General features: G+C 74.2%; 19 protein-coding genes. 10 read left to right on the top strand and 9 right to left on the bottom strand.

The features are described from left to right. Positions 1-12 precede the first annotated feature (12 nt). The gene (locus ACFPCY_RS09250; RefSeq protein ID WP_378253321.1) at positions 13-735 is read left to right on the top strand and encodes a TetR/AcrR family transcriptional regulator; all 723 of its coding nucleotides are present in this window, start codon (positions 13-15) and stop codon (positions 733-735) included. Between the two features lie 7 nt (positions 736-742). Here ACFPCY_RS09250 and ACFPCY_RS09245 read toward each other — a convergent pair whose 3' ends face one another. Further along, positions 743-1,210: a MarR family winged helix-turn-helix transcriptional regulator gene (locus tag ACFPCY_RS09245; protein ID WP_378253319.1), complete on the bottom strand. Its 468-nt coding sequence runs from the start codon at positions 1,208-1,210 to the stop codon at positions 743-745. A 110-nt stretch (positions 1,211-1,320) separates the two neighbouring features. Here ACFPCY_RS09245 and ACFPCY_RS09240 point away from each other — a divergent pair, with 110 nt between their 5' ends. Beyond that, positions 1,321-2,277 carry a quinone oxidoreductase family protein gene (locus ACFPCY_RS09240; RefSeq protein WP_378253317.1) on the top strand — a complete coding sequence of 319 codons (957 nt, stop codon included), beginning with the start codon at positions 1,321-1,323 and terminating at the stop codon, positions 2,275-2,277. 63 nt (positions 2,278-2,340) lie between these two features. On the opposite strand, the gene ACFPCY_RS09235 is transcribed toward ACFPCY_RS09240, so the two are convergent. Then, positions 2,341-3,171, bottom strand: coding sequence for a TrmH family RNA methyltransferase (locus ACFPCY_RS09235; protein ID WP_378253316.1), 831 nt, complete (start codon positions 3,169-3,171; stop codon positions 2,341-2,343). A gap of 214 nt (positions 3,172-3,385) precedes the next feature. On the opposite strand from ACFPCY_RS09235, the gene ACFPCY_RS09230 reads away from it, so the two are divergent. After that, the gene (locus ACFPCY_RS09230; RefSeq protein WP_378253314.1) at positions 3,386-4,339 is read left to right on the top strand and encodes an RNA polymerase sigma-70 factor; all 954 of its coding nucleotides are present in this window, start codon (positions 3,386-3,388) and stop codon (positions 4,337-4,339) included. A 126-nt stretch (positions 4,340-4,465) separates the two neighbouring features. Here ACFPCY_RS09230 and ACFPCY_RS09225 read toward each other — a convergent pair whose 3' ends face one another. Further along, on the bottom strand, positions 4,466-5,470 hold the full coding sequence (locus ACFPCY_RS09225) for a metallophosphoesterase family protein (RefSeq protein ID WP_378253312.1): 1,005 nt from the start codon (positions 5,468-5,470) through the stop codon (positions 4,466-4,468). 128 nt (positions 5,471-5,598) lie between these two features. On the opposite strand from ACFPCY_RS09225, the gene ACFPCY_RS09220 reads away from it, so the two are divergent. Continuing rightward, positions 5,599-5,817, top strand: a complete 219-nt coding sequence (locus tag ACFPCY_RS09220; protein ID WP_378253309.1) for an EF-hand domain-containing protein — start codon at positions 5,599-5,601, stop codon at positions 5,815-5,817. Between the two features lie 18 nt (positions 5,818-5,835). Here the strand turns inward: ACFPCY_RS09220 and ACFPCY_RS09215 are convergent, their stop codons facing one another. Both ACFPCY_RS09215 and ACFPCY_RS09210 read right to left on the bottom strand, forming a co-directional pair. Further along, complete coding sequence (locus tag ACFPCY_RS09215; RefSeq protein WP_378253307.1) at positions 5,836-6,417, bottom strand: TrmH family RNA methyltransferase; 582 nt, start codon at positions 6,415-6,417, stop codon at positions 5,836-5,838. Next, positions 6,414-7,031 (bottom strand): class I SAM-dependent methyltransferase, encoded by a 618-nt coding sequence (locus ACFPCY_RS09210; protein WP_378253305.1) that lies wholly within the window; start codon positions 7,029-7,031, stop codon positions 6,414-6,416. The genes ACFPCY_RS09215 and ACFPCY_RS09210 overlap by 4 nt, the downstream gene beginning before the upstream one ends. Positions 7,032-7,257: 226 nt before the next feature. On the opposite strand from ACFPCY_RS09210, the gene ACFPCY_RS09205 reads away from it, so the two are divergent. Continuing rightward, positions 7,258-8,121 (top strand): rhomboid-like protein, encoded by an 864-nt coding sequence (locus tag ACFPCY_RS09205; RefSeq protein WP_378253303.1) that lies wholly within the window; start codon positions 7,258-7,260, stop codon positions 8,119-8,121. Positions 8,122-8,222: 101 nt separating this feature from the next. Here the strand turns inward: ACFPCY_RS09205 and ACFPCY_RS09200 are convergent, their stop codons facing one another. The 3 genes from ACFPCY_RS09200 to ACFPCY_RS09190 all read right to left on the bottom strand — a co-directional run bounded on the left by ACFPCY_RS09200 (position 8,223) and on the right by ACFPCY_RS09190 (position 11,472). Next, a complete protein-coding gene (locus ACFPCY_RS09200; protein ID WP_378253302.1) occupies positions 8,223-9,170 on the bottom strand; it encodes a VWA domain-containing protein in 948 nt (315 codons plus the stop codon). Next, on the bottom strand, positions 9,167-10,354 hold the full coding sequence (locus ACFPCY_RS09195; protein ID WP_378253300.1) for a DUF58 domain-containing protein: 1,188 nt from the start codon (positions 10,352-10,354) through the stop codon (positions 9,167-9,169). The genes ACFPCY_RS09200 and ACFPCY_RS09195 overlap by 4 nt, the downstream gene beginning before the upstream one ends. 98 nt (positions 10,355-10,452) lie before the next feature. Continuing rightward, a complete protein-coding gene (locus ACFPCY_RS09190) occupies positions 10,453-11,472 on the bottom strand; it encodes an AAA family ATPase (RefSeq protein ID WP_378253298.1) in 1,020 nt (339 codons plus the stop codon). 388 nt (positions 11,473-11,860) lie between these two features. Between ACFPCY_RS09190 and ACFPCY_RS09185 the strand changes: the two genes are divergently transcribed. From ACFPCY_RS09185 to ACFPCY_RS09175, 3 genes are all read left to right on the top strand, one after another. Continuing rightward, positions 11,861-12,790 carry a hypothetical protein gene (locus ACFPCY_RS09185; RefSeq protein WP_378253296.1) on the top strand — a complete coding sequence of 310 codons (930 nt, stop codon included), beginning with the start codon at positions 11,861-11,863 and terminating at the stop codon, positions 12,788-12,790. 65 nt (positions 12,791-12,855) lie between these two features. Then, on the top strand, positions 12,856-13,545 hold the full coding sequence (locus tag ACFPCY_RS09180; protein WP_378253295.1) for a LysE family translocator: 690 nt from the start codon (positions 12,856-12,858) through the stop codon (positions 13,543-13,545). Between the two features lie 78 nt (positions 13,546-13,623). After that, on the top strand, positions 13,624-15,294 hold the full coding sequence (locus ACFPCY_RS09175) for a DUF885 domain-containing protein (protein ID WP_378253293.1): 1,671 nt from the start codon (positions 13,624-13,626) through the stop codon (positions 15,292-15,294). 77 nt (positions 15,295-15,371) lie between these two features. Here the strand turns inward: ACFPCY_RS09175 and ACFPCY_RS09170 are convergent, their stop codons facing one another. Beyond that, entirely contained in the window at positions 15,372-16,046 is a 675-nt protein-coding gene (locus ACFPCY_RS09170) for an alpha-ketoglutarate-dependent dioxygenase AlkB family protein (protein WP_378253291.1), read from the bottom strand. Between the two features lie 387 nt (positions 16,047-16,433). Between ACFPCY_RS09170 and ACFPCY_RS09165 the strand changes: the two genes are divergently transcribed. Then, the gene (locus tag ACFPCY_RS09165) at positions 16,434-16,922 is read left to right on the top strand and encodes an NUDIX domain-containing protein (protein WP_378253289.1); all 489 of its coding nucleotides are present in this window, start codon (positions 16,434-16,436) and stop codon (positions 16,920-16,922) included. Positions 16,923-17,270: 348 nt separating this feature from the next. After that, positions 17,271-18,005 carry a tyrosine-protein phosphatase gene (locus ACFPCY_RS09160; protein WP_378253287.1) on the top strand — a complete coding sequence of 245 codons (735 nt, stop codon included), beginning with the start codon at positions 17,271-17,273 and terminating at the stop codon, positions 18,003-18,005. Positions 18,006-18,106 lie beyond the last annotated feature (101 nt).

Below are 18,106 nucleotides of genomic sequence, written 5' to 3'. Positions count from 1 at the left end.
GATGATGTGATCATGACCGTGTGGGATCGGCCGGAGCCGCCGCCTCGGCCCGTGCCGCTGGATCGGGAGCGGATCGTCGCGGCGGCCGTGGCGCTGGCGGACGAGGGCGGCCTGGAGGCGGTGTCGCTGCGGAAGGTCGCGGGCCGGCTGGGGGCCGGTCCGATGCGGCTGTACGGGTTCATCGCCACCAAGGAGGAGCTGCTCGACCTCATGGTGGACGAGGTGTACGCGGAGCTTCTGCCGGGGGAGGGGGCCGGTGACTGGCGGGAGGCGCTGCGGGGTCACGCCCGGCGGACGAGGGAGGCGGCGCTGCGGCACGAGTGGCTGGCGGATCTGCTGGGTGGCCGTCCGGCGATGGGGCCGAACGCCATGGCGGTGTCGGAGGCGATGCTGTCGGCGCTGGACGGGGTGGCCGACGTGGACACGGTGATGCGTGCGGTGGAGACCGTCGCGGCGTATGTCACCGGGGCGGTGAGGCGTGAGGTCGCGAACGTGCGGGCGGAGCGGGTGACGGGCCTGTCGAAGCGGGAGTGGCAGCGCGCGCGGGGCCCGCACGTGTCGAGGATGCTGGCGACGGGTCGTTTCCCGGCGCTGGCGAGGGCGGTGCGCGAGGGCGCCGAGGTGGACGCGGAGACGTCGTTCGAGACGGGCCTGGAGTGGGTGCTGGACGGTGTCGCCGCCCGCCTCGCCGGTCCGGGCCGTCCGGGCGGGGGAGTGTCGCCGGGGGCGTCGTAGTCCTGGGTCACGTCTCGGGGTCGGCGGTCTCCATCAGGGTGACGATGGCGTCGGTGAAGCGGCGGGTGAGGCGTGCCAGTTCGGCGCGGTCGTGTTCGCTCCAGCCTTCGAACGCCTCCTGGAGGATCCGGCGTCGTCCTTGGTTGATCGCCTCGACGATGCGGCGGCCTTCGGGGGTGGTCGAGGCGGTCTTGACGCGCCGGTCGTGCGGGGCGGGGGATCGGGTGATGAGGCCGAGCCGTTCGAGCCGGGCGAGTGAGCGGCTGGCCTTGGGGTGGTTGTGCTCGGCGAGTTCGGCCAGTTCGAGGACGCCGATCGGTCCGCGCAGGTCGATGTGGATGAGGTAGCGGCACAGGTCCGCGTCCAGGGTCACGCCGGCGCGGTCGAGGATCAGGGCGACGAAGCGGGGGCGTGAGACCCGTCCGAGGACGTCGAGCCATGCCTCGTAGTAGTCGTCGTGGTCACTTCCGGCCATTCCGTTCATTATGCACGGGTTCGTTGCTAGCGTTTCCGTTCACTTTGAACGGATCTGGCCTGTGCTGGGGCGGGCCGGGGCGAGGGGGGATCATGCCGAGCACGCGGTACATGCGCGCCGCCGTCCTGCACGGCGTCGGACGGGTCCCTGGCTATGGGGCGTTTCCGGAGCCTGTGGCGGGTGACGGTGAGGCGGTGGTGAGGGTGACGGCGGCGGCGTTCAAGCCGTCGGACCGTTTGATGGCGGACGGGGTTCACTACGCTCCGGCGGTGTTGCCGCATGTGGTCGGCTTGGACGGTGTGGGGCGCCTGGAGGACGGGTCGCGGGTGGCGTTCTTCGGCCCCGTGCCGCCGTACGGGGGGATGGCGGAGCGGACGCTGGTGCGGCGCGGCGGGTGGCTGCCGGTGCCCGACGGCGTCGATGACGTGACCGCCGCGGCGGTCCTCAATCCCGGCATGGCGGCGTGGAAGGCGGTCGTGGTCGAAGGCGGGGTCGCCGCCGGGGAGACGGTTCTCGTGCTGGGTGCGACCGGCGCGTCCGGGCGGATCGCCACCAGGCTGGCCGTGGGGCTTGGTGCGCGCGTCGTCGTCGGCGGGCGCGATCGGCGGGTTCTGGACCGGCTGGTGGCGGACGGGGCCGGCGCCGCGGTCCGGGTCGACCGGCCGCAGGGGGAGCTGGCCGCCGCCATCGCGGCCGAGGGGCCGTTCGACCTGGTCGTGGACTACCTGTGGGGTGCGCCGGCGGAGGCGGTGTTCGCGGCGCTGATGCGCGTCGGGGGGCGTCCCGGCGGTGCGGCGATCCGCTATGTCGCGGTGGGGATGTCCGCCGGGGAGGTGGCGGCGCTGCCCGTCATGGCGCTGCGCAAGGCGCCGGTCCGGTTGGTCGGTGCGGGGGCGGGGGCCGGTGGGCGGGCTCCGCTCGCCGACGCCGCGGTCGCCTACGCCGGGTTGCTCCGGCAGGCGGCCGCGGGGGAGATGCCCTTTGAGGTCGAGGCGGTTCCGCTGGCGGAGGTGGAGCGGGTGTGGAGGCGGCCGGGCGGTGATCGCCGCGTCGTGCTGGTGCCTTGAGCGGGCCGGCGGGGCCGGGCGCCGGGGGCCGGCGGGGTGAAGGGGGTCAGGTGGGTGAAGGGGTCAGGTGGGGCGGTGGGGGCGGGTGCGTTGGCGGGTGGCTTCGTAGAGGGCGACGGTGGCGGCGTTGGCGGCGTTGAGGGAGCTGGCGGAGCCGCCGATGGGGATGCGGGCCATGAGGTCGCAGTTGTCGCGCCAGCCGGCGCTGAGGCCGGCGGTCTCGTTGCCGATGACCAGGAGCGTGGGGCGGGTGAGGTCGACGTCGGCGAGTTCGGCGGTGCCGTGCTCGTCGGTGCCGACGATCTGGACGGGCCGTCCGGTGGCGTGCAGGTCGGCGGTCCAGTCGAGGACCTCGCGGTGGGAGCGGGCGCGGACGACCGGGAGCGCGAGCAGGGAGCCGGTGGAGGCGCGGACGGCCTTGGGGTCGTAGGGGTCGGCGGAGTGGCCGGTGACGATCAGGCCGGCGCCGCCGAACGCGTCCAGGGACCGGACGATCGTGCCGATGTTGCCGGGGCCGGTGGGGCGGTCGAACACGGCGCCGAGGAAGCCGGGGCCGACGGGGATGCGGGTGAGGTCGTCGGGCGGGAGTTCGACGACGGCGACGAGCTCGGGGGTCTGCTGCTCCTTGCCGCTGAGCTGGAGCAGCAGGTCGGGGGACATCGCGACGCGGTCGCCGCCGGCGCGGTCCAGGACGTCCTGCGCCCAGCGGGACAGGGGCCGGTCGGCGTCGTAGAGGACGGCGCGGAAGGGCCAGCCGTGCTCGACGGCCAGGGTGATCGGGCGGACGCCCTGGACGAGGAACTCCCCGGCGCGCTGCCGCTTGTTCTGGTTGCGCAGCAGTGCCTCCCACTGCTGGTAGCGCGCGTTGGGTCGCGTGATGCGTACTACGCCCATGGTCGTGCGGTCCCCCGGGGTGTTGCGGCCTTGGTCCGGCGGGCCAGTCTCCCACAGGTGATCGCCGTCCGCGCACGTCGCGGGGGTGCGCCGCGGCGTCCGGGTGAGGTGCGTCACATGGTGTGACGCCGGACGGCCGCGGGGTGTCTTAAGGTCGATCATCCGGCCGGACGGCGCGCCGCGCCGCGGCCCCGGGACGACGAAGGACCACCGAATGAGCGACCAGCACGACCAGGCCCGGGCGGACGAGACCGGGACGGACCAGGCCGGGGCGGACGGGGCGGGGGCGGACGGGGCGACCGGGGTGTTCGTCGCGTACCGCAACCTGCTGTTCACCGTCGCCTACGAGATGCTCGGGTCGGCGGCCGACGCCGAGGACGTCCTCCAGGAGGCGTGGCTGCGGTGGGTGAAGGTCGATCCGGGGGAGGTGCGGGACGCGCGCGCCTACCTGATCCGGATCGTCACGCGGCAGGCGCTGAACCGGCTGCGGACGCTGACGCGCCGGAAGGAGTCCTACGTGGGGCCGTGGCTGCCCGAGCCGGTGCTGACCGCGCCGGACGTCGCCGAGGACGTGGAGCTCGCCGAGAGCATGTCGATGGCGCTGATGCTGGTGCTGGAGACGCTGTCGCCGACCGAGCGGGCGGTGTTCGTGCTGCGCGAGGCGTTCGAGGTGGACTACGACGACATCGCCGAGGCGGTCGGGAAGAGCCCGGCGGCGGTGCGGCAGATCGCCTACCGGGCGCGGCGGCACGTGGACGCGCGCCGTCCGCGGCGGGCGGTGTCCGCGGCCGAGACGCGCACGGTGCTCGACTCGTTCCGGCGGGCGCTGGAGTCGGGCGACCTGCAGGGGCTGCTGGACGTGCTGGCGCCCGAGATCGTCCTGATCGGCGACGGCGGCGGGGTGAAGCACGCGGTGCCGCGTCCGATGGTCGGCGCCGGCAAGGTCGGCCGGTACATCGCCGGCGGGATCGCCAGGGCGAAGGTGTCGGTGTCGGTCGAGCCGGCCGTCGTCAACGGGAACCCGGCGCTGGCGGTGCGCCTGGACGGTGAGCTGGACGGCGTCATGGCGGTCCGCGTGGAGGACGGCCGGATCACGGGCCTGTACTACGTCCGCAACCCGGCCAAGCTCACGCGCGTGACCTCCGAGACCCCCGTGTCCCGCCACTGACCCCGGCCGGGGGGGCGCGGGGCGCGCCTCGTGACCCGCGCCCCCGCCGGGCAGGACGCGGCGCTCGCTGCGTCCTGCCCGCTGCCCTGCCCGCCACTCTGGTGGGTGTCTCGCCCGGTGTCCTGTTCAGCCGGGCGGTTCGGGCAGTGTCAGGCCCAGCGCGGCCGCCAGGGCGATGGTCCTGCCCGGTGTCGGGCACTGCCGGGCCAGGGCGGTCTCGTCGAGGCGGCCGTTGCGGGCCTGGAAGAGGACCTTCGCGGCGGGATGCCGGCGCAGCTCCTCCGGGGGAAGATCCGCGGCGATCCGGTGCGCGGTGGAGACGAGGGCGGGGACGGCCGCCCGCAGCTCCGCGGCCCACTCCCGGAGCGCCTCCAGCCACTCCCGTACCGCCGGGTCACGGGTCGAGGAGAACCGGTCCGCCGCGTCCGCCAGCTCCGGCCAGGGGGAGTCGCGCCAGGGCCGGGTCTTCAGGACGGGCAGCTGCCACCGGTGTCGGACGGCCGCCCAGTGGTCGGCGCGCGCCTCCACCGAGTGGATCGTGAGGTCCGGGAGGCACAGGGCGGTCAGGCGGCCGCCGTGGCAGGCGCCGGTGTCCAGGCCGAAGACGCGGCCGTCGCGGACCAGCGGTTCGCGGCCGGTCACGTGGTGGCCGAACACGACCGGTTTGGCGTCGGTGTAGTGGTCGTGCCAAGGGCCGCCGGGGAACAGGGCGGCGAGTTCCCGTTCCCCTCGCGTCGACCCGCAGAGGATCTCCTCCCGCTGCTCGGGCAGCGGGATCCCGGGGACCATCGCGGCGTGGACGACCCGGACGTGGTCGTTCTCGAAGTAGTACGGCAGCGTCCGCATCCACTCGACCGTGCCGGCGTACCGGTCGCCGAGTTGCAGGCGCGTGACCTCCTGCGCGTAGGAGAAGATCCCGCGGACGTGCTTGCGCTCGTGGTTGCCCATGACCGCGACCGAGTTCGGGCGGTCGCGGAACAGGTCCACCACGGCGCCGGGCGCCGGGCCGCGGTCGACGAGGTCACCGGCGCCGACCAGCAGGTCGTCGGGCCGGAGGTCCACGCGGTCGAGCAGTTCGACCAGTTCGTCGAAGCAGCCGTGAACGTCGCCGATGATGATCGTCCGCCCCATGCGGGCGAGCCTAGGAACGCCCTGGCCGGACGGTCAAAGGGTTTACGGCGCGCCAGGCGGCGCGTCCGGCCCGGTGGGGCGGGTGCTACGGTCGCTTGCCGATTCGCATCCGACAGCAGGGAGGGCCGATGGCCGATCCGGAGGAGTACCGCGCGACGTTCGAGCTGGTGGACGTCGACGGGGACGGGCAGATCTCGCCCGCGGAGCTGAAGAACCTGATGCGCGCGCTCGGCCGGGACATCAGCGAGACGCGCGCGGTCGAGGTCGTCGTGGAGGCCGACGGGGACCGTGACGGGCGGATCTCCCTGCCGGAGTTCGCCGCGCTGATGGAGCGCTTCACCGCCTGAACGGCCCCCGCGACCGGGTCAGTCGGCGGGGGCGGCCCATTCGCGGCGGCGGGCCTCGGCGAGCGCCACGGCCGTCGCGACGGCCACGTTCAGCGAGCCGACGCGTCCGATCTGGGGGATGTAGGCGACCGCGTCGGCGGCGGCGAGCAGGGCGGGGGAGCAGCCGTGGTCCTCGCCGCCGACGGCCAGGCACACGTCGCCGTCGAGCGGCGCCTCGTGCAGGGGCAGCGCGTCGCCGGTCAGCTCCACCGCGACGAGTCGCAGGCCCTCGGCGTGGACGGCGGCGGCCGCGTCCGCCGCGGTCCCGGCGTGGTCCCAAGGGACGAGGCGTTCGGTGCCGAGGGCGGTCTTGGCGACGTTGCGGTGGTCGGGGGAGATCGCGTTGCCCGCGAGCCACAGGTGCTCGACGCCGAACACGGCGGCGCTGCGGATGATCGACCCCATGTTGAACGGCTGGGTGACCGACTCCACCAGCAGGCCGAGCCGCCCGTCGGTGCGGCGCCGCCAGTCCCGGTTCAGCCGCTTGACGTCGGTGGGCCGCAGCTGCCTGCGTCCGGGACGGCCGTCGGCCCGGTCGGCGGTGTCGCGTGCGGTGCTCATCGAGGGTGACCTTCCTGCGGGCGGGCCGCGACGTGCAGGACCCGGTAGGCGGAGCGTGAGGCGATGCGGCGGGTCGGGAACCCCTGCTGGTCGAGCCAGCGTTGCAGGGAGTCCGACCCGAGGTGCTTCTGGACGACCAGGTGCGCCTCCCCGCCGGGGGTGAGGCGCGGCAGCCAGGTGAGCAGCAGGTCGTGCAGGGCGGCCTTCCCGATCCGGATCGGCGGGTTGGACCACAGCGCGGTGAACCGGACGTCGGGGTCGACCGCGCCGGGGGTCAGGAACCGCGCGTTGGTGACGCCGGCGGTCGCCGCGTTCTCCCGCGCCAGCTCCAGCGCCCGCTCGTTCACGTCCACGCCGATCACGGACGCGGCGGGCGCGCGCTTGGCGAGGGTGAGGGCGATCGGCCCGTAGCCGCAGCCGACGTCCAGGAGGGTGCCGTGGGCGGGCGGCGGCGGGACGGTCTCCAGCAGGATCCGCGTGCCGGCGTCGAGCCGGTCGGGGGAGAACATGCCCGAGTCGGTCCGCAACCGCAGGTGCAGGTCGGGCAGGACGAGATCGACCGAGCGCGGGCGGCTGGGCGTGTCCGGATTGGCCGCGAAGTAGTGTTCCCCCACGTCCGCCGACCGTATCAGTGCCGCGCCCGCACTCGCGCCACCCGCCCGCCGCGGCCGTCCCACACGACTCCCACACGACTTCCGCGGCTCGTGGGCGGCTCGTGCGGGTACGGCCGGGGCGGCCGGGGCGGCCGGGGCGTCACCTCGGCGGGTCGGGGGACCTGCCGCGCGCCCGTAGGGGAGAGTGGAGAGGTCAGGACCGGCGGGGCGAGGTCAGGGGCAGGGGATGCTCGGCACGTTCGTGGTGGTGGTGATCGGCTGGTACGTGCTGCGCGCGCTCGGACTGGTGTGGCCGCCCGCCGGACGGCTCGTCGGGCGGTGCGAGCCGTGGACGCGCCGCGCGCACGCCTGGGTGCTGTCGGCGCCCGCGACGTTCTGCTACGTCGCGATCTTCACCGCGTCCACCCTCGTCCAGTACTCCGCGCCGCCCAAGCTCATCGACCTGCTCACCACCCTGCAGAGCACCAACCTGCGCAACCTGCACCGCGCGCCGCTGAAGGCGCTCATCGACAGCGCCCTGTGGGTCGCCGACCAGGGCCAGGGCCTCACCCTGTACGTCGCGCTGTTCGTCAGCGTCGTCGCCTGGGCCGAACGCCGCTACGGGACGCCGCGGATCCTTCTGGTGTGGCTGTGCGGGCACGTCCTCGGGTCGCTGCTGACCGCGCTGGTGGAGACCCGCGCGCTGGAGACCCAGCGCGCGCCCGCGCGGCTCGCCGTCACCACCGACGTCGGCGTCAGCTACATCATGGTGTCGGGATGCGCCGCCGCCGTGCTGCTGATGCGCGGCCCGTGGCTGGTCGCGGGCGTCGGCGGGCTCGCGTTCGGCGTGGCCGGCCCGGTGGTGTGGCACCACTCCCTGTGGGACCTCGGGCACCTGTTCGCGACCCTGTGCGGCCTGGCCGCCGCGTGGGCGCTGCTGCAGATCGCCCCGCCCCGCACCCCGCCGAACCTGGGGCCCTGCCTCCCGCGCCCGGCGCCGCTGTGGGGCCGCACCCCCGCCACCCCACCCGAGGACGACCCGGACGGCCGTCCCGGCACCGCGACATCGGCCGGGGCGACGCAGGACGGCCCCGGAGCCGCCTCACCCTGACCGCTGCGCTCTGACCGGCGCACCCTGGGCGGAGGGACGGTCGGTCTGGGCGGGCGGTCAAGGCGCGCATGGCGCATGGCGCATGGCGCGGGGCGCGGGTGTCAGGGGAGGCGGGAGAACCAGGCCAGGGACGTGCCCGCGGCGGCGAGCGCGAACAGCAGCGCGATGCCGAGGAACCGCGCCGAGATGTCACGGTGCTCGGTCTTGAACCCGAGCGAGCTGCCGATGTGGCTGTACACGTCGGTGAGCTGCCCCAGCGACGCCGCCTCGTAGGCCTTCCCGTCGGTGGACTCGGCGAGCGTCCGCAGCGTCTCCTTGTTCACCGACACGCCCGTCGTCTCACCCTCGATGTCGACGGTGCCGTACGGGGTGCCGAACGCGATCGTCGAGACGGGGACGTGCGCGGCGCGGCTGGCGTCCACCGCCTCCTGCACCGACCGTCCCGTGGTGTTGTCGCCGTCCGACAGCAGGACGATGTGCGAGGGCGGCGGGTCCTGGCTGGCCTGGGAGTCGAAGGTGCGGATCGCCTGCAGGCAGGTGAACACCGCCTCGCCGATCGCGGTGCGCTTGGCGAGCACGAGCTGGTCGATCGACGCGAGCGCGGTCTGCCGGTCGGCCGACGGCGCGGCGATCAGGTTCGCGCTGCCCGCGAACGACACCACCCCGACGTTGAACCGCGAGGGGAGCTCGCTGATGAACTTCTTCGCCGCCGCCTTGGCGGCCTCGACCCGGCTCGGCGGGACGTCCTTGGCCATCATCGACAGCGACACGTCCACCGCCACCATGATCGTCGCCCGGTCGCGGGGGATCTTCACCGTCCCGGCCGGACGCGCGAACCCCACCACCATGATCGCGAGCATGGTGAGGAACAGCCCCGCCGCGACGTGCCGCCGCCACCCCGGATGGCGCGGCGCGACCTGCTGCAGCAGCGCCAGGTTCGTGAACCGGACGGTGTAGTTGCGGCGGCGGCGCTGCAGCAGCACGTACACCGCCACCAGCACCGGAAGCAGCAACAGCAGCCAGAGCCGTCCGGGGGACAGGAGGGTCATGCGTGCGCTCCCGCGGCTCCGCCGCTCGTCGAAGGGCTGACAGGGCTCCCGGCGAAACCACCGGCACCCGACCCGGCACCGAAACCGGAACCGGAACCGGCGGCCGGACCGGAACCAGGAGCAGAACCATGGCCGGGGCCGGGGCCGGGGCCGGGGCGGGCGGCGGTGGACGCGCCGCCCACCGGACCCGCGGCGCGCCCGGCCGCGCGGCGGCGGCGCAGCGCGAACCGGGCGATGTCGGTGATCCAGTCCTGGTCGGTGCGCAGCACCAGATGGTGCGCGCCCGCGCGGCGCAGCGCCGCGCGGGTCGCCTCCCGCTGCGCCCGCGCCGCCTCGGCGTACCGCTCGCGGACCTTCCGCGACAGCACCACCTCGGTCGTCGCGCCCGTCTCCGGATCGGTCATCTCCACCGGGCCGATGTCGGGCAGGTCCAGCTCCCGCGGATCGATGATCTCCACGGCGAGGACCTGGTGCCGGGCCGCGAGCCGCCGCAACGGCCGCTCCCACGGCGGCGCCTCCAGCGCCGCCCCCACCGCCGGCCCGCCGCGGCGCCCGCCGTGCCGGGGGAGCGTCGAGGCGTCCGGCAGGAAGTCGGAGATCACCACCCGCAGCCCCCGCCGCGTCTGCCCCCGGTGCAGCGCCCCGATCCCCGCCGCCAGATCCGGACGCACCCCCGCCGCACCCGGCACCGCCGGCACGATCCCCCCGGACCGCGCCTCCTGCGGACGGTGCGGATCGGTGTCCAGCACATCCTGCAGCAGCGCGTACAGCGCCGCCTTCCCCGTCCGCGCCGGACGGCGCCGCAACCGGTCCCGGTCCAGCAGGTACGCCCCCACCCGGTCACCGAGCCGCACCGTCAGGAACCCCACCGCCGCCAGCGCCGCGACCGCCAGGTCCCGCTTCACCATCCGGCCCGTCCCGAACCCCATGCTCGGCGTCAGGTCCGCCAGCGCCCACACCTCCAGCTCATGGTCGGCGATCAGGTCCCGCACGTGCGGCGTGGTCGTCCGCGCGGTCACCGCCCAGTCCATGTGCCGGACGTCGTCCTCACCCGGCTGGTACAGCCGCGCCTCGGCCACCTCGGTCCCCGGACCCGGCAGCAACCCCAGATGCTCACCGTTCAGCAGGCCGTCCAGCCGCCGCGTCACCGACAGCTCCAACCGCCGCAGCGTCCGCTCGGGCACCAGCTCCGCCAGCCGCGAATCCCGTGGCCCCCGCCGCACCGGGACCGCCGCGGGCGGCGGCGCGAACTCCGGCCGCGGCCCCCCGCCGCCGGCCGTCATCAGGCGGTCACCTGACCCGCGCCCGTGCCCTGGTTCCACACCACCCGCGGCGGCGGCACCGCCGCGAGGACCTGCTCCACCACCTCACCGGTGTCCACCCCGTCGGCGAGCGCGTCGAACGACAGCACGATCCGGTGCGACATCACATCCCGCGCGACCGCCCGCACATCGTCGGGCAGCACGTAGTCCCGCCCGTTCAGCAGCGCCAGCGCCCGCGCCGCGCCGACCAGCCCCAGCGTCGCCCGCGGGCTCGCCCCGATCTCGATCACCGGCCGCAGCTCCGGCAGCCGGTACTGGTCCGGCTCACGCGTCGCCATCACCAGCCGCACGATGTAGTCGGCGACCAGCTCGTGCACCGACACCTCCTCCGCCGCCCGCTGCAGCCCGATCAGCCGCTCCGGCGTCAGCACCGCATCGGCCTCCGGCGGGTCCACGCTCATCCGCCGCAGGATCTGCAGCTCCTCGTGCGCCCCCGGATACCGCACGTCGATCTTCATCAGGAACCGGTCCCGCTGCGCCTCCGGCAACGGGTACACACCCTCCGACTCGATCGGGTTCTGCGTCGCCAGCACGATGAACGGCGCCGGCAGCCGGTAGGTGTGCCCGCCCAGCGACACCTGCCGCTCGGCCATCACCTCCAGCAGCGCCGACTGCACCTTCGCCGGCGCCCGGTTGATCTCGTCGGCCAGCACGAAGTTCACGAACACCGGCCCGAGCTCCACGTCGAACTGCTCGGTCGACGGATGGTAGATCCGCGTCCCGACGATGTCGGACGGCACCAGGTCCGGAGTGAACTGCAACCGCGCGAACGTCCCCCCGACCACCCGCGCGAGCGTCCCCACCGCCAGCGTCTTCGCCACCCCCGGCACACCCTCGATCAGGCAGTGGCCCCGCGCCAGCAGCGCCACCACCATCCGCTCGACCATGTGCTCCTGCCCCACGATGACCTTCTTGACCTCCGCGACCGTCCGCTGGAGCAGCGCGGCGGCCTGGTCGACGTCGTGGGCGGCGACGGTCATCTGCGGATACCTCACTGGATGGACGACGACGGACGGCGGGACCACCGGCGGCGGCCCGGAACGGGCCCCGCCCGCACGACCCCGCGGACGAACCGGAGGAAGCCCCGCGACCGGCGCGTCCCCCTTTTCCCGACCTTACGCGATCACTCCGAAGGGTGTGGCGCGGAACACCCCACCCCCGTCACGTCCCCCGGAACACCCCCAACTCAACCTGCCCGGGAAGCCGCCCCCGAACCCCCACCCCGCCGACGGCGCGCGAACCGGCGGCGCAAAGCGGCGCGAGAAGCGGCGAGGAGCGGCGAGGAGCGGCGAGGAGCGGCGAGGAAGACCGCGCGGCGCGGCGCCGGATGGCGTCCGGGGGAGGGGCCGTGTTGTTAGGCTGGCGGGCATGTCGCGGCCGCTGCCCTCCGGGGACCCTGTCCGCCTGGGACCGTTCCGGCTGACGGCCCGGCTCACCGAGAACGCGGCCGGGATCGTCTACCTCGCCGTCGACGACGACGGACGCCGCGCCAGCGTCGCCGTCCTGTCCCGCGACGCCGCCGAGGACGCCGCCGCCCGCGACCGGTTCCGCGCCGCGATCCTCGCCGGACTCCCCACCCCCGGACCCGTCCCGGCCCCCACCGGCCCGCACACTCCCGGCACACCGCACACTCCCGGCACACCGGCCACCACCACGGACGCCGCGACCACGACGGCCGCCCCCGGCGGGACGGGCGGCGGAGCCGGACAGGGACGCCCGCAGTTCGCCGCACCCGACACCGCCCCACCGGCGCCCGCGTCCGTGTCCACCACCGACGCGCCCGGGGGAGTGGCCCAGGTCCTCGCCGCGCAGCCCGACGGCCCCACCCCCTGGGTCGCCACCGCCTACGACGGAACCTCCACCGGCGCCGAACGCTTCCTCGAACCCGTCGTCCCGCACGGCGCGCTCCGCGGCCGCTGGTCCGGCATGCGCCGCCGCAGCCCCCTCTTCCAGCCCTACTGGGCCGGCGGCACCGGCGAACCCGCCCTCGCACCCCGCCCCGGAACCCCCGTCACCACCCCGGCACCACCCGCCGAACGCCCACCCGAACGCGGCCTCGTCGCCGCGATCATCACCCTCGCCGGCGTCCTGACCGTCCTCGCGGTCCTCCTCATCGTCCTGTTCGCGTGCGAACCGACCGTGAAGACCCCGCCGCCGCAGCCCCCCGAACCGACCCTCCAGCCGCCGTCCGACACCCCGGCCCCCACCACCCCCGCGAGCCCGTCGCCCCTCCCGAAGCCGGGCAACCCCACCCCCAACCCGACCGGCCCGCCCGGCGACAGCGGCGAACCCGTCTGACCCCGGCCCACCCGCCACGACCCGCGGGCTTGTCGCCGGGGAACATCACGGGTGAGGATGGGTCCGTGGTGAACGAACTGGCGGCGTTCCTCGGCGCCGCGACCCTCATCGCGATGGTCCCCGGCCCCAGCACCGTCGTGATCGTCCAGCGCGCCGCGCGGAACGGACGACGCGCCGGACTCGCGACCGTCCTCGGCAACGAGACCGGCGTCCTCGCCTGGGGACTCGCCGCCGCACTCGGCCTGTCCGCGCTGCTGATCGCCTCCCGCGTCGCCTACGACACCCTCAGGATCGCCGGCGCCGCCGTCCTGGTCTGGTTCGGACTCCGCGCACTGTGGCAGACCCGACGCCGCAGGACCACCACCCCACACGCCGAAACCGCGGAAAACGCGCCCGCGGAAAACGCGCCCGCGGAAAACGCGGCCGCCGGAACCGGGGGAGAGGCCGAACCGGCCGGCGCCGGACGCTGCTACCGGCACGGCCTCGTCACCAGCTTCGCCAACCCCAAGGCCGGCGTGTTCGCCGTCTCCTTCCTGCCCCAGTTCGTCCCGCACGGCGCGCCCGTCCCCCTCACCCTCGCCGCCCTCTCGGTCCTCTGGGCCCTGATCGACCTCGCCTGGTACACCCCGATCGTCTGGCTCGCCGGCGGCGCCGGACGCGTCCTGCGCCGACCCCGCGTCCGCCGCACCCTCGAACGCCTCTCCGGCATCGTCCTGCTCGGCTTCGGACTCCGCCTCGCCACCGACACCAACTGACCCCCGCAACCCCACCCGCCCCGCACGCCCCGCCACCTCACCGACGGGAACCATCGGCACGAGTTCTACGCTGAGCGGATGACCTCATCCCTGGACGAACTCGCCGACCGCTACGTCGACCAGATGGCCGCGCTCGACCCCTGCCTGGCCGCGATGATGGGCATCGCCGGGCAGGACGACCGCCTCACCGACTACAGCCCCGAAGGCGACGCCGCCCGCGCCGACCTCGCCCGCACCACCCTCGCCGCCCTCGACAAGACCCCCACCGACGGCTCGGACCGCGAACGCGTCGCCGCCGCCGTCCTCCGCGACCGCCTCGAAACCGAGATCGCCCTCCACGACGCCGGCGTCCGCGACGAAGCCCTCGACACCACCGACGGACCCGTCCAACGCCTCCGCCAGGCCATCGAACTCCTCGACCAGGGACCCGCCACCCGCTGGGAACCCGTCCTCGCCCGCCTCACCGCCCTCCCCACCGCCCTCGCCGGACTCCGCACCTCCCTCACCGCCGCCCGCGACCGCGGCCGCGTCGCCGCACTCCGCCAGATCCGCCGCAACATCCAGGTCTGCCACACCGCCCCCGCCTACCTCACCGACCTCGCCGACCGCTACACCCGCCACGGCGGCGGACCCCTCGCCGACCACCTCACCACCGCCGCCCGCGACGCCGCCGCCGCCCTCCACGACTTCGCCCACCACCTCGAAACCGACCTCGCCCCCCACGCACCCACCCGCGACGCCCTCGGCCGCGACCGCTACGCCCTCGGCGTCCGCGACAACCTCGGCACCACCCTCGACCTCGAGGACACCTACGCCTGGGGCTGGACCGAACTCGCCCGCATCGAGACCGCCATGGCCGACGAGGCCGCCCGCATCCGCCCCGGCGCCCCCGTCCCCGAAGTGATCGCCGCACTCGACGCCGACCCCGCCCACCGCATCACCGGCGCCGACGCCTTCCGCCGCCACATCCAGGACCTCGCCGACCGCGCCATCGCCGACCTCGACGGCACCCACTTCACCATCCCCGAACCCCTCCGCACCATCGACTGCCGCATCCCGCCCGTCCCCTCCGGCATCTACTACCTCGCACCCGCCGAAGACCTCTCCCGGCCCGGCACCGTCTGGTGGACCGTCCCCACCCCCGACACCGAAACGATCACCTGGACCGTCCCGGCGACCATGTACCACGAGGGCGTCCCCGGCCACCACCTCCAACTCGGCGCCACCACCCTCAACACCACCACCCTCAACCGCTTCCAGCGCACCGCCAGCGAACTCCACCCCGGACACTGCGAAGGCTGGGGCCTGTACGCCGAACGGCTGATGGACGAACTCGGCTACTACCGCGACCCCGCCCACCGCCTCGGCATGCTCGCCGGCGGCCAGCAACTCCGCGCCGCCCGCGTCGTCCTCGACATCGGCCTGCACCTCCAACTGCCCATCCCCGCCGGAACCGGCTTCCACGAAGGCGAACGCTGGACCGCCGACCTCGGCCGCGAGTTCCTCACCCGCCACGGCGGCGCCATGACCCCCGCCGAGATCGCCTTCGAGATCGACCGCTACCTCGGCCGCCCCGGCCAGGCCATCGCCTACAAACTGGGGGAGCGGATCTGGCTCGACGCCCGCGACACCGCCCGCCGCCGCGACGGCGCCGCCTTCGACCTCAAGGCCTTCCACCAGCACGCCCTGGACCTCGGCCCCATGGGCCTGGACCGCCTCCGCGCCGAACTCACCCGCCCCACCCCCTGACCCACCACCGCCCGCCCGCCCCGACCGCCCCCTGCCCCTGGGACGTCCCCTGCCCCGGGGCAGGGGAGTGGGCACGGTCAGGACAGGCCCGTGACCCGCAGAGTGACGTTCAACCGCCCTCCGTCCACCAACCCGATCCCGGACGGCGCCGTCCCCGGCACGATCCGCGTCACCCCATGGAACGCCAGCCGGTTCGGCCCACCGAACACCAGCAGATCACCCGACTCCAACGGCACGTCCCGCCACGGACGCCCCCGCGACTCCGGATTGCCCAACCGGAAAACCCCCGTGTCACCCACACTGAACGACACCACCGGCGCGCGACTCCGCTCGTCCCTGTCCTGATGCAGGCCCATACGCGCCTCGGCGTCATAGAAATTCACCAACGCCACATCCGGCTCGTACGCCTCCGCGTCCGACTCCGCATCGGACGCCAGCACGGGGGAGAGGGCCACCGCGTCCCGCAACGCCCGCCGGCCCCATTCCGCCAGCCACTCCGGGAACGCCTTCACCGGCACACCGTCCACCTGACGCACATACCGGTACGGCTCCCAATGCCACCCCAGACACACCGTCCGGACCGACATCACACCACCGCCCGGCAACCGCACCCGCCGCATCCCCGCCGGAGGACGCGCCCACCCGCGGCACGCCTCGACCAGCCGCGCCTGCGCCGCCTCGTCAAGCCACCCCGGCACATGCACCACACCCGGCGCCACCTCACGACTCGGCCGGGGAATCAACGCGTCCACGCGCGCCTCTCCAAACGCAGCAACAGAGCGGTCGCTACCTCCGATGCGTAGCGAAGATCCCGGTCAAGCCTACGGGCACGCCACTGCGCGCCACGTTCGTGCGACGCGTGACGACGGGCGGACGCGCCGAGGGGGATCAGAACAGGCTCAGGCCCGGCGAGGACGGGGACAGGAGGGGCGGATCGAGCCTACTTAACATAATGTGCATTATCGACCAACGACGAGAGTGCCGGAAGGAGGGGTGAAACGGACGCGTCCGCGTCCCTTCGCTGCGTCCGTGTCCGCACATCGGCGGGTTGGGTCGGCCGGCTCGAGGCGCGCGCCGACATCACGCGCCGACATCAAAGGTGCGCGCGGGACGAGCGTCTTGTCGTTACGCTCGGGCGGATGAGCGTCCCGTCCGTGAACGCGCCAGGGCTCGATCTTCCGCGCATCGCCGCCGAGGCCGTCCGGGACGGCGTCGAGAAACTCGTCGTCGGCGCGGTGGTGCACGACGGCGGCAAGGTGCTGATCCTGCGCCGGTCTCCGCACGACGCTTTCCTGCCCGGCATCGAGGAACTCCCCTCCGGCGGCGTCGACGACGGCGAGGACCTCGCGGGCGCGCTCGCACGGGAGCTCGCCGAAGAGATCGGCTGGCGCGGTCCCCTCGAGCTGGACGCCGGGTTCGTCGCGTCGTTCGACTACCTGAGCGGCTCGAGGCGACGCGCCCGCCAGTACACCTTCGGCCTGCCGCGCGGCGCGCACGTCGTCACGCTGAGCGACGAGCACGTGGGTTCCCGCTGGCTGGAGCCCGCCGAGTTGGACGGTTCCGGCGTGACGCCCGAGACCGCCGCCGTCGTGCGCGCCTGGGCCGCGTCCCGCACGTCCCTCCCTTGAGCCACCATTCAGGACGAACTGGGCAAAGAATGCCAAACCGGACAGAAGGGGGATTCTGTTCGGTTAAACGAGTCCGTCCGGCCGGGGGGCAACGGTCCGCCGGCGCGTACAGCCGCGCGTACACCAGCTCCAGGGGCCCCGACGGGAAGGCCGTGCTCTTCGCCGCCCGGCTCGGCCATGAGCTTGGCGATCTCCTCCGCCGTGTCACCGGACGCGATCCGGGTCTCGGGCCACTCGCCGGCCGGCACCGGTACCCGCCTCTCCCCCGGCTTCCGGCTTCCCCGTGAGCGGCTGGTGGGCGAGGTTTTCGGGAGGGGTGGGACGGGACGGCGCACTAGGGTGGCGCGGGTGAGGAGACATATCGCCTTTGAGCGGCTTTACAACTTTCGGGATCTGGGCGGGTACCGGGGGCTGGACGGGCGGACGGTGCGGTGGGGGCGGCTGTACCGGTCGGACTCGCTCGGGAAGCTGCGGCCCGGGAGCGCGGACTGGGAGCGGTTCGCGGGGCTGGGCGTGCGGACGGTGATCGACCTGCGGTATCCGTGGGAGATCGAGCGGCGGGGGCGGGTGCCGGAGTCCGACGGGCTGGAGTACCACAACCTCAGCATCGAGCACCGGCCCTACGACCAGGCGGAGATCGACCCGGAGGTGGATCCGTGGCGGTACCTGGCGGACCGGTTCGCGGAGGTCGCCGAGGACGGGGTGAAGGAGCTGCGGACGGTCCTGGAGGTGATCGCGGCGGCGGGCGGGCCGGTCGTGTTCCACTGCGCGTCGGGGAAGGACCGCACGGGGATGGTCGCGGCGCTGGTGCTGTCGCTGGTGGGGGTGGGCGAGGCGGACGTCCTCGCGGACTTCGCGCTGACCGAGCTGGCCACCGAGCGGTTCGTGGCCGACTGGCGCGCCGAGAATCCGGGCCGTGAGCTGCGGTGGCCCGGGTACGGGCGGGCGCCCGCCGAGGTGATGCGGCATTTCCTGGACGATCTCGCCGCGCGGTACGGGTCGGTGCGCGGTTATGTCGGTGGTCGCCTCGGTGTCGGGGACGAGGTGGTCGCTCGGCTGCGGGACGGGCTGCTTGAGCCGTGAGGGTACGGCCGGGGGCCGGGTCGCCGAGGTCGCGGGGGGTGTCGGTGTGCGCCACGATGCGGTGGTCGGGGGCGTCCGGTCAGGATGGTCGTCGTCGGACG

The organism is Actinomadura gamaensis, assembly GCF_042652125.1.
GTDB lineage: Bacteria > Actinomycetota > Actinomycetes > Streptosporangiales > Streptosporangiaceae > Spirillospora > Spirillospora gamaensis.
Note: the sequence above shows the minus strand (reverse complement) of the source record. Positions and strands in the feature narration are given on the sequence as shown.

Bases quoted from the DNA above. Each gene is read 5' to 3' on its own strand.
- ACFPCY_RS09205 (WP_378253303.1), top strand. From the start codon at position 7,258: ATGCTCGGCACGTTCGTGGTGGTGGTGATCGGCTGGTACGTGCTGCGC.
- ACFPCY_RS09245 (WP_378253319.1), bottom strand. From the start codon at position 1,210: ATGGCCGGAAGTGACCACGACGACTACTACGAGGCATGGCTCGACGTC.
- ACFPCY_RS09230 (WP_378253314.1), top strand. From the start codon at position 3,386: ATGAGCGACCAGCACGACCAGGCCCGGGCGGACGAGACCGGGACGGAC.
- ACFPCY_RS09250 (WP_378253321.1), top strand. From the start codon at position 13: ATGACCGTGTGGGATCGGCCGGAGCCGCCGCCTCGGCCCGTGCCGCTG.
- ACFPCY_RS09240 (WP_378253317.1), top strand. From the start codon at position 1,321: ATGCGCGCCGCCGTCCTGCACGGCGTCGGACGGGTCCCTGGCTATGGG.
- ACFPCY_RS09200 (WP_378253302.1), bottom strand. From the start codon at position 9,170: ATGACCCTCCTGTCCCCCGGACGGCTCTGGCTGCTGTTGCTGCTTCCG.
- ACFPCY_RS09220 (WP_378253309.1), top strand. From the start codon at position 5,599: ATGGCCGATCCGGAGGAGTACCGCGCGACGTTCGAGCTGGTGGACGTC.
- ACFPCY_RS09175 (WP_378253293.1), top strand. From the start codon at position 13,624: ATGACCTCATCCCTGGACGAACTCGCCGACCGCTACGTCGACCAGATG.
- ACFPCY_RS09215 (WP_378253307.1), bottom strand. From the start codon at position 6,417: ATGAGCACCGCACGCGACACCGCCGACCGGGCCGACGGCCGTCCCGGA.
- ACFPCY_RS09225 (WP_378253312.1), bottom strand. From the start codon at position 5,470: ATGGGGCGGACGATCATCATCGGCGACGTTCACGGCTGCTTCGACGAA.
- ACFPCY_RS09165 (WP_378253289.1), top strand. From the start codon at position 16,434: ATGAGCGTCCCGTCCGTGAACGCGCCAGGGCTCGATCTTCCGCGCATC.
- ACFPCY_RS09190 (WP_378253298.1), bottom strand. From the start codon at position 11,472: ATGACCGTCGCCGCCCACGACGTCGACCAGGCCGCCGCGCTGCTCCAG.
- ACFPCY_RS09185 (WP_378253296.1), top strand. From the start codon at position 11,861: ATGTCGCGGCCGCTGCCCTCCGGGGACCCTGTCCGCCTGGGACCGTTC.
- ACFPCY_RS09235 (WP_378253316.1), bottom strand. From the start codon at position 3,171: ATGGGCGTAGTACGCATCACGCGACCCAACGCGCGCTACCAGCAGTGG.